General features: G+C 63.1%; 6 protein-coding genes. 3 read left to right on the top strand and 3 right to left on the bottom strand.

Annotated features, from left to right (window positions below; all coding sequences use genetic code 11):
* Positions 1–116 precede the first annotated feature (116 nt).
* Positions 117–596 (bottom strand): HEPN domain-containing protein, encoded by a 480-nt coding sequence (locus P2G67_RS16175; protein ID WP_275824339.1) that lies wholly within the window; start codon positions 594–596, stop codon positions 117–119.
* A 20-nt stretch (positions 597–616) separates the two neighbouring features.
* Positions 617–1,600 (bottom strand): helix-turn-helix transcriptional regulator, encoded by a 984-nt coding sequence (locus P2G67_RS16170; RefSeq protein ID WP_275824338.1) that lies wholly within the window; start codon positions 1,598–1,600, stop codon positions 617–619.
* A gap of 148 nt (positions 1,601–1,748) precedes the next feature.
* On the opposite strand from P2G67_RS16170, the gene P2G67_RS16165 reads away from it, so the two are divergent.
* Genes P2G67_RS16165 through P2G67_RS16155 form a run of 3 tightly spaced genes read left to right on the top strand, consistent with a single transcriptional unit; the run spans position 1,749 to position 9,562 of the window.
* Positions 1,749–5,012 carry a TM0106 family RecB-like putative nuclease gene (locus P2G67_RS16165; RefSeq protein ID WP_275824337.1) on the top strand — a complete coding sequence of 1,088 codons (3,264 nt, stop codon included), beginning with the start codon at positions 1,749–1,751 and terminating at the stop codon, positions 5,010–5,012.
* Entirely contained in the window at positions 5,013–8,246 is a 3,234-nt protein-coding gene (locus P2G67_RS16160; protein WP_275824336.1) for a DUF8426 domain-containing protein, read from the top strand.
* Entirely contained in the window at positions 8,246–9,562 is a 1,317-nt protein-coding gene (locus P2G67_RS16155; RefSeq protein WP_275824335.1) for an McrC family protein, read from the top strand. Before P2G67_RS16160 ends, P2G67_RS16155 begins: the two co-directional genes overlap by 1 nt.
* Positions 9,563–9,774: 212 nt before the next feature.
* On the opposite strand, the gene P2G67_RS16150 is transcribed toward P2G67_RS16155, so the two are convergent.
* On the bottom strand, positions 9,775–10,065 hold the full coding sequence (locus P2G67_RS16150; protein WP_275824340.1) for a plasmid partitioning protein RepB C-terminal domain-containing protein: 291 nt from the start codon (positions 10,063–10,065) through the stop codon (positions 9,775–9,777).
* Positions 10,066–10,186 lie beyond the last annotated feature (121 nt).

The raw sequence follows: 10,186 nt of genomic DNA, 5'->3' as shown, positions 1-10,186 counted from the left end.
AGAGAGGACCGCCGACCTCCATAGCCCCGCCGAGGCTGCAGGGTAAGGCGAGCGCAATACTGAAGCACGGCGCGGCTTGGCTGCTTCAGAACATCAAACCCGGTTGTTAGAGGTCCTCAGCTGAGCACGCGCTTGGTATCACCGCTCTGGATGGCCTGCGCGAAGGCGCGCGAGGAGGCTTTGAAGCGCTCTTCCCAATCCTCATAGCCGGCAATCCCGTTATGGTGCTGCCAGAACGGATTGAAGACGTAGCGGTTCTCCATCAGCAGCCGCACCGGTCCCGAAAAGCGCTGCCAGATCGCATCATAGATGCGGCGCTGCTCGTCGAGCGCGATCAACTTTCCGAAGAAATCGGCGAAGGCGGCGCGTTCGCCCGGCTGGATGGTCTGGAACTCGCCCTCGTCGGCATAAGCGGCGTTGAACGCGATCCATAGGAAGATGAATTTTGCGTCGTCGTCGGTTCCGCAGGCCTCGGCGCGGCCGATCCAGCTGATAGCGCGATGGACGCGCAGGCCCATCGTTTCCGGAAAGCCGTCGCGGATCGCGCGCTGCTTGGTTTTCAGTTCTGCATGGGTGAGGCCCGTTTTTGTGGTCATTCCGCTTTCGTTCCTGTTGCCTATGGTAGGGCGCCAAAATCGCTCCTGCGGTGATGTTCGACCAGCGTGCGCAGCCCCTCGGGCGCGATAACCTCGACCGCATCGCCCCATTGATAGAGATACCACGCCATCTCGAGCCAGCCCGCCGCGTGAAAGCGTACGATGAGCCCGCCATCTTCTTGCACCTCAACGGTTTGCTTTGGGTGAAAGCAGAATTCGGCCGCCCTTGCTGCTGCGTGCGGCGCAAACCGCCAGATGACCTCGTCATATTGTGCCGGGTCTTGGTAGACGCCGAAGGATTGCGCCGCATAGTCCTCCAGCGAAAAGCCGGGCATCAGGCTGAAGCTCTCATCCAGGGTCTGGGCGCTGAGGATCTGGTCCATGCGGAAGTTCAGCATGTCCTCGCCGCGCGCCGGCTGGCGCGCCACCAGATAGCTGCGATGCCCCAGCAGGAGCCCGTGCGGCTCGATGATCCGTTCGGGTGCAACCTCGTCGCGGTAGCGCACCCGCAGACGAAACGGGCCGCGCAGTCCCTCGATTACGGCATCGAGCACCGCCGGCGCCAGATTGACGCGCGGGCCGGGGCGCGTCACCGAGCCCATTGCCAACAGGACCGCCTCGACATCGGCTTCGGTGCGCAGCGCATCCTTTGGTGTCAGGCGCGCCAGCAATCCGTCGCGCAGGTCTTCAAGGGCCGCCGCGTGGCGTAGCCGGCCATCGCCGCGCGCCGTTCGGCCGGCGATCTCCAGCGCTTCGACCGCCGTTTCCTGGCGGGTCTGAAGCCGGTCGAGCATGGGGTCGGCAACACGCCAGCGCCGCCGGCGGTCGTCACCATCCACCGCTTCGACATTGGTGAACACGGTTTCCAGCGCATCAGTCATGCGCTGCGCCGTGCGATGCGAAACGCCGAATTCCTCGCAGATCTCGTCGAGGCCGATGCCCGTCCGCCGCGTGGCGGCCAGACGCGCCAGCCTGATCAGGTCCTGAGCCTTGGCGAACGACATGATGCAAATCCTGGTCACAGACTATGTCAGATATTGACACCCACGCACGCTATGGCTGAACGTGCAATCTGTCGAGATGCAAGTCTTGTTGGAGATTGCGTTCGACGAGGGGGCGGTAATGCGAACTATTGAGGGGGATCGGATACTCTTGTCCGCATCAGATCTGATGCGGTTCATGGGCTGCGCTCACGCGACCGCGCTCGATCTCGCCTATATGCATGGCAAGGGGCCAGTACCGCGCGAAGATACCGAAGATGCCGCGCTGCTTCAGAAGCAGGGCGATGCCCACGAAGCGGCTCATCTGGCCAAGCTCAAGGCATCGGATGTGTCGGTGATTGAGATCGACCGGTCCGACCTTGCCGAGAATGCGCGGACAACCCGGGCGGCTTTGGCAAGCGGGCCGCAGATCGTCTTCCAGGGGGCGCTGCTGGGCGACAATTGGGGCGGTTGGTCGGACTTTCTCGAGCGTGTCGAGCGCCCGTCCGATCTCGGTCCTTTCAGCTACGAAGTCACCGACACCAAGCTCAAGCGGCGGCCCCATCCCAAACATGTGCTGCAACTGGTGCTCTACTCGGATTTGCTGACGGAAATTCAGGGCGTCGCCCCTGAATTTGCCCATGTCGAACTCGGGGATGGCAGCCGGGCGCAGCTACGGCTCGCGGATTATCAGGCCTATGCGCGCATGGCGCGCCAGCGGCTCGAGGCTTTCCTCGAAAACCCGGCGCCGACCCGGCCGATCCCCTGTGCCGATTGTAGGCTTTGCCGCTGGGGCGATCACTGCGAAAGCCAGTGGCAGGCCGAGGACAGCCTGTTCAACGTCGCCAATATTACCCGGACCCAGGTCAAGAAGCTCGAAGCGGCTGGCATCACCACCATGGAGCAGTTGGCCGGGCTCGATCAGCCCATCCGCGGCATGGCCGAGACCACCCGGGCGCGGCTGGTGACGCAGGCGCGCCTGCAGCACGCCCGCAAGACCGGGGCGCCGGCCTTCGAGTTGCGCGAGGCCGAACCCGGCAAGGGCTTTGATCTTTTGCCCGCGCCGCAGCCGGGCGATCTTTTCTACGATATTGAGGGCGATCCGCATTACGAAGGCGGGCTCGAATATCTCCACGGCGTCTGGTTCGATGGCCAGTTCAAGGCTTTCTGGGCACATGATCACGGCGCCGAAGCACGGGCTTTGGCGGGCCTTCTGGAGTTTTTCCGGCAAAGGCTCGCGGCCCATCCCGAAGCGCGCATCTATCACTATGCGCCCTATGAGATCACCGCCTTGCGGCGGCTGACCACACAGTATGGAATCGGCGAGGCTTTTCTCGATCGCCTGCTGCGCGAGCGGCGCTTTGTCGATCTTTTCGCGGTGGTGCGCGGCGCGCTGATCGGCTCGGAAGCCAATTACTCGATCAAGTCGATGGAAGCCTTCTATGGCCGGGTGCGCGAAGGTGAGGTCAAAACTGCCGGCGGCTCGGTCGTGGCCTATGAGCGCTGGCGCGAAACCGGCGAAAAAACGATCCTCGACGAGATCGAAGACTATAACCGCATCGACTGTATCTCGACCGAGGAGCTGCGCGATTGGTTGGTGAGCATCCGCCCCGCTGCGCCCTGGCCGATACTGGCAGTGGATGCCGGCGACAAGGAAGTCGAGGAAGACGCCGATACGCAGGCCTTGCGCGCGAAGCTTGCCGCATCCGGTCTGCCGCAGGAGCGGCAAGACATGTTGTTCAACCTCGGCCTGTTTCACAAGCGCGAGGCCAAGCCTGCGCAATGGGCGGTCTTCGACAGCGCCGGCAAGGACGAGGACGAGCTGATCGACGATCTCGATGCACTGGCCGGTCTGGAAGCCATTGATCCGGCAGAACCCGTCAAACGCTCGGTGCTGCGCCGTTATCGCTTTCCGCTCCAGGAGACCAAGCTGCGGGCCGGCCGCAAAGCGACGGTCCCGGTCATTGACGGGCCGCCGGCCACTGTCAGCATCGAAGAGCTCGACCGCTCCGAGCGGATCATCGCGATCAAGGCGGGGGCGGCCAAGGCGCATCTTTTGACCGAACGCCTGACGCTCCACCCCGACTGGCCGCTTAATACGGACGTCATTGCCACGGCCCTGCGCGATGTGATCGACGATCAATGCGGTGCGCGCCGCCTGACCGCGCTCGATGATCTGCTGGCGCGCACGGCCCCGCGTCTGGTGACGGGACCGCGCGCCGATCTGCTCGATGGCGCCGATCCCTTGACCGGTACGATCGCGGCGATCGCCGCAATGGATGGAACCGTGCTGCCGATCCAGGGGCCGCCGGGAACCGGCAAGACCTATGTGACCGCACGGGCAATCCTTGCGCTGGTGCGCCAGGGGCACCGTGTTGGCGTGGCCTCGAACAGCCATGAGGCGATCCGCAATGTGCTGATGGGGTGTCTTGCCGCGCAAGATGATGACGATGCTGTCCCGGGCCTGTGCATCGGCCACAAGGTCAGCAGCGGCGAAGACGGTTATCCGGACGACTGTACCGGCGTCATCCGCTCGACGGCCAATGACAATTCCCTCTGGAGCCGCGCCCATGTGATCGGCGGCACCGCCTTCTTTTTTGCCCGATCCGAGCACGAGCAGGCGCTCGACTGGCTCTTCATCGATGAAGCCGGGCAAGTGGGGCTGGCCAATATGGTCGCCATGGGGCGCTGCGCGCGCAACATCGTTTTGGTCGGCGATCCGCGGCAATTGCCGCAGGTCATCCAGGGTGCCCATCCCGATCCGGCCAACCTTTCCTGTCTCGAATGGATGCTGGGCGAGCACGCCACCATTCCGCCCGATCGCGGCATCTTCCTGCCGGTCTCGCGCCGCATGCATCCCGATGTCTGCAGGTTTATTTCGCGGCAGGTCTATGAAGGCAGGCTCGTTAGCGCGCCCGATACAGCCGTCCAGGCAGTCCGCGGGACGGGCTTTCCTGAAGCTGGTGCTTTCTGGGCGCCGGTCGTCCATGAGGGCAATGCCCAGATCGCAGCCGAGGAAGTCGCTGCCATTCAGGCTGCGATCGACGATCTGCTCTCGGGAAGCTGGACCGACAAGGATGGGACAACGCGCGCCCTTGAGCCCGCCGATATCATCGTCGTTGCGCCCTATAATGCACAGGTCAATGCCCTGCAGGACGCCTTGCCCGCTGGCATTCGTGTCGGCACGGTCGACAAATTCCAGGGGCAGGAAGCACCCGTCTGTCTGGTGTCCATGACCGCCTCCTCGGTCGAGGAAACCCCGCGCGGCATGGATTTCCTGTTCTCGCTCAACCGCATCAATGTCGCTGTCTCGCGCGCCAAAGGCCTGGCGCTCGTCTTCGGCGCACCGCGGCTGCGCGAAGCAAAATGCAACACAGTTGAACAGATGCGCCTCGTCAACACGCTATGCGCATTGCCTGAGTTTGGAGACGTTTGAATGTGGGAGAATTTCGAGGCGCGCCTCGATGAAAATGAGCGCGAGGGCTCCATTCCACTGCGAAGAGCGCTTTTCGACGTGTTGCGCAGCTCGGGACTCCGTCCCGGCGCGGGTATCACCAAGAAGATGGTGTCGCTTGAATATGGCCCTGGCGAGCGGCTCGTCTGGGAAATCCAGAATCCATCCAACGTCTTTCTGCACATAAGATGGCGCGATTCTGTCGAGGCGAATGGCTTTGCCACCGAGTTGCGTCCTTATCAGCGCGGCATGAAGGATGGCGGTCGGCATTCCGCTCTCAGCCGCGACTGGTCCTTTGGCGACGCTGACTGCTTTGTCGTGAGGATTGAAGACGCCGAAACCCTGCGCCGGCTGATCGCGGTGCTGTTGCAGTCCGGCGAAGCGCTGATGCTCAATCCGGCTGCGATCACGCGCTGGATCGAGCGGCTACGCCATTTCTTTCCCGCCTTCGACCGTTTCGATCCGCCCGATCCTCATTTCGACGAGGCGGAGCGGACTTACAAGCTGGCGATTGCGGCGGAGCTCAGGACGGCGATCGAACAGGCCGGTTCCGACCAGGAACTGGCTGATGCCGTCAACACCGCGCTGGCCAAAAGCAATCTGCTGCAATGGCGCGCCTATTGGCCGATGTCGCCCAAAGGCGACGCCGATCGCGAGCAGCTCTGGCCGGCCTTGCGCGCGCTTGTCGACGCCGCGCTTGGTGCAGCGGACGGTCACGCCTCGGCGCTGCAGTCCTTTGTTGACGCGTGGATTGCGGCCGTCCCAGACGGCAAGCCCGATCCGGCGCGCCAGATCGCCGAATTCCTGCTCCTCCATCTCGCTCCGGACGAAGGCATTTATATCCGCCATTCGGTGCGCCAGGACCTCTGGCTCGAAGCGGTTGGCAGCCGCTTTCCCGATCATGCGTCGATGGCCGACACCTATCGCGACGAATGGCGCTTCATGCAGGCCGTGCGCGCCGCTTTTGCGGACCGGGGTCTGGCGCCGCGCGACATGATCGACGTGCAAAGCGCGCTGTGGATCGTCCACAACTACAAGGAAGAAGATGCGGCGACCTTTTCGCGCGATGCAATCGAGGCGGCGATGGACGCCTATGACAGCTACCGCCAGTCGGGCGAGCACGCCGCCGTCTTCGAGGCCTTTGGCGAGCCGCGTGACTATTGGGTGCGCTCGACACGGGCGCGGCCGAGCCGCGTCTATCCGTCCAAGCCGATCGTTGGCTTCCTGCGCGGCAAAACGCAGCTCAATGGCGGATGGGGACAGAAGGCCGATGCCGCCGCCCAGCTCCACAATGCGGGTTACATCATCGTCGATGCCGATGACGCACCGGTCACCCCGCCGGAGCGCTACGAGCATCTGATCCGCGACGCAGATCGCATCCGGCTCTGTGCGCGAAACTATTATGTCGAACCTGCCCGTGAGAACGGCGCGGCAGACATTGCAATTCGCGCCGGTGATCTTGGCCGCGACATGGGGCTACGCGACGCGTTCCCGGCGATCTGCAGCGCGCTCGGCGGCGAGAAATTTCAGAAGCTCGCCAATGTCCCCGCGCCCGCGCACACGCTGCCAAATCCTAGCAGTTCTACCGTTTTCACCTATCAGCTCGCCTCAGCGGAAGGGCACCAAACCATGACCTTTGAACCCACCACTGCGATGCCGGCGACCACCAATCTCATCCTTTACGGCCCGCCCGGGACCGGCAAGACCTATGCTACAGCCTGGGAGGCGGTGCGGCTTTGTATGGGCGACGCGGCGGCCGAACCACTGCGCGATGACCGCGACACGCTGATGGCCGAGTATCACCGTCTTGCCGGCGAAGGCCGGATCGAGTTCGTCACATTTCACCAATCGATGGCCTATGAGGATTTTGTCGAGGGCCGGCAGCCCATGACAGGATCCGACGATGATGAGGAAGCTGCCTCTGCGGGCTTCCGGCTCGAGACTGTGCCCGGGATATTCCGGCGCATCGCCAAACGTGCCGAAACCGGCCTGGACAAGGCCGCGACTGGCAACCGGATCACGATCGATGGTCGCCAGATCTACAAGATGTCGGTGGGCTCCAGTGCCGGCGATCAAGAGCTGTTCGAAGAAGCGATCGAGGGCGGCTACACCTTGCTGAGCTGGGAAGATATCGATTGGAGCGACCCAAAATACGCTAGCGCCGAGGAAATCCTGAAAACGTGCGAAGCACAGGGCAAGATCGAAGGTCCAGTCACGCTGCAATCGGGCCAGGTATCGATTACCGACACGTTTCGCAATCGACTCAAAACCGGCGATATTATCGTCGTGTCAAAGGGCAATCGGCTGGTCCGCGCCATTGGCGCGGTGACCGGGCCCTACGAATATCATCCGCGGCCGGAGGGCAATTATGGCCACCGGCGCGCGGTTCGCTGGCTATGGCACGATGCCGCGGGCGTGCCGGTCACTGAAATCTACGACGGCAATTTCACTATGCGGTCGCTCTACTCGCTGAGAAAGGAGCGCCTCAATATTCCGGCCCTAGAGCGTTACATGAACAGCGCGAATAAGAAGGCCAACGCCGATTCCGAACGCGAAGCCTTCGTGTTGATCATCGACGAGATCAACCGGGCCAATATCTCCAAGGTGTTCGGCGAGCTGATCACGCTCCTGGAACCCGATAAGCGCCTGGGTCAGGCAAATGCGCTCAAAGTACATCTGCCATATTCGGGAGATGAATTCGGCGTGCCGGCCAACCTACATATCATCGGCACAATGAACACGGCGGACCGGTCAATCGCGCTGCTCGACACTGCCTTGCGCCGCCGCTTCACCTTCCGCGAGCTGATGCCCGACGTTGAGGAACTGCGGCGGGCGCTGGCGGCGCGAGGGCTTGATGCCGCAAATCTCGAGGGGATCGACCTGTGCAAGCTGCTGCACACGATCAACGAGCGGATCGAATATCTCTTCGATCGCGAACACCAGATCGGCCACGCCTATTTCACCAGTTGTCGTGGCCGCGCCGATGTTGAAGACGTCATGCGCCATAAGGTCATCCCGCTCTTGGCGGAGTATTTTTACGAGGACTGGTCGAAAGTCGCCGCGGTGCTGGGCGATGGCGACGGCACCAATGGCTCCCATTTCCTCGAAGCGCGGCGGCTGACGGCGCCGGCCGGTTTTGCCGACGATGAGCTGAGCGGCGACAAGTTGCGCTGGAGCGTCAAGGCGCGCTTCGATTTTTCGGACTTTGCCGCCTGATGCCCGCCTATACGGTTCGGGAATGGGACAAGCTCGCCTACGGCGAAGGCGCGGGGCAGATTCCCGACGGTTATGCCGGTAAGCTGGCGGCACTGGCGGCTCGCTCGGCCTTTGCCGGACGCGGCGGCAGCGGCGTGCTCGAACATGGCCGGCATGCCTTGCGCGCGCGCGGCGTGGTCGGAATTCTGGCAGCGGGCGATGCGAGCCTGGAGATCCTGCCCAAGATCGATGTGGCGCCCGGTGAAACAACCGATCACCAGAATGCAGCGATCCGTAAGCGACTGGTGCATATGCTGGCCGTCGCGCTGGATTTGAAAATTGACCTGGGCGTCATCACCGATCTTGCCTGGCAGCGCGAGACCCTGCTCGAAATCCTGATCCGCATCTTCTGCGACAAGCTGACCGAAGCTCTGCGCAAGGGTATGCCGCGCCGCTATATCACTTGCGAAGACGATCTGCCGACCTTGCGCGGTCAGCTCGACATCACCCGCCAGTTCACCCGCCACGCGGTCAATCCCTCGCGCCTTGCCTGCCGCTTCGATCTTTTGTCCGAAGACACACCGCTCAACCGGATCATGAAAGCTGCAGTGCTGCGCCTGGCGCGCCTCTCACGGCGCGCCGCCAACCAGCAGCGCCTGCGCGAGCTGGCCTTCGTCTATGCTGATATTACCGACGTTTCGGTTGCCGCGCTGCGCTGGGATCAGGTTGTAATCGACCGCACCAACCGGGCCTGGCAGGAGCTCTTCGCCATGGCGCGGCTCTTTTTGCAGGACCGCTATCAGACGACCACAGGCGGCGCCGGCCAGGGCACCGCCATGCTGTTTGAGATGAACGCGCTGTTCGAGGAATATGTGGGGCGCTTGATCGCCCGCGCCTTGGCAGGTACCGGGCTTACTGTTTCGCTGCAAGGCGGACGGCTGTTCTGCCTGAGCGCCCAGGACAGTGGACGCGCCCTGTTCCAGACCCGACCCGATATCCTGATCCGCCAGGGGAGCAGGGTCACCCATGTCATTGACACCAAGTGGAAGCGGATATCCGCGCGGATCGATGATCCCAAGCAGGGCGTCTCGCAGGCCGATGTCTATCAGATGATGGCCTATGCGCAGCTCTATGACGCGCCGCGCCTGACGCTGCTCTATCCCCACCATCCTGGCCTTGGCGCGCAAGAAGCGGTCCAGGGGCGGTTTTCGATAACGGGGCACACCACGATCCTGGAGACCGCGAGCATCGACGTGGCCAACAGCACCGACATGCTGGGGCGGCTTCGCCGTCTGATCCTGAGCGAAGAGCCGATGGATCTGGAACTGGCGGGCTGAGATTAGGATCGGCGTGCCAGAACGTCGCCGGCACGCCGATCTGTGATGCGGGAGCTTGTGGTGCTCCCGCGGGGCGGCTGGACCTGATGGCGGCCAGCCTGGTGGGCTTCCTGCGGGTTCGCCGCCATTCCCACCACCATGCTCGATCCGCCCCACAGTGCGGCGTCTCCCATGGTCCCCGCGCTTATCGGGCCCGGGTCCCCATTGCTTGCTCAGGCGTCCGGCTCAGCGATCGGCGCCAGCGTGTCGATCTCGGCGATTTTCTGGAACTCGCCGAGATATTCCTGGCGGTGGCTGGCGAGCCAGCGCGCCACCCGGCCATTGGCCAGAAGCTTGGCGACATAGCCGCGCGCCACCGTCAGATGCAGATTGTCGACCCCATAGGTTTCTTCGACCGATTTGACCTGCGTCTGCAGCGCCGCCAGCTCGCGCTCCATGCGCGCGATCTGCTGGCCTGACGGGGTCGGTATGCCCGCGCCTTTACCTTTCCCGGCTGTCGCCAGCTGGGCACCTCTATTAACCTCGCGGCGCTGGCCTGTTTATGATTCACTGGGCTGGTGGACGCGCGGGGAGGCAAGGTATGGCGAAAGCTCCGGGATTGTTTGACGTGGAGGAGCGGCTGCA

The organism is Aquibaculum arenosum (assembly GCF_029222965.1).
Taxonomy (GTDB): domain Bacteria; phylum Pseudomonadota; class Alphaproteobacteria; order Kiloniellales; family DSM-21159; genus Aquibaculum; species Aquibaculum arenosum.
The sequence above is the reverse complement of the archived record's forward strand: the minus strand, read 5'-3'. Positions and strand labels throughout refer to the sequence as shown.

Excerpts from the sequence above, each read along its gene's own strand:
- P2G67_RS16175 (WP_275824339.1), bottom strand. The coding sequence starts at position 596 with ATGACCACAAAAACGGGCCTCACCCATGCAGAACTGAAAACCAAGCAG.
- P2G67_RS16170 (WP_275824338.1), bottom strand. The coding sequence starts at position 1,600 with ATGTCGTTCGCCAAGGCTCAGGACCTGATCAGGCTGGCGCGTCTGGCC.
- P2G67_RS16160 (WP_275824336.1), top strand. The coding sequence starts at position 5,013 with ATGTGGGAGAATTTCGAGGCGCGCCTCGATGAAAATGAGCGCGAGGGC.
- P2G67_RS16155 (WP_275824335.1), top strand. The coding sequence starts at position 8,246 with ATGCCCGCCTATACGGTTCGGGAATGGGACAAGCTCGCCTACGGCGAA.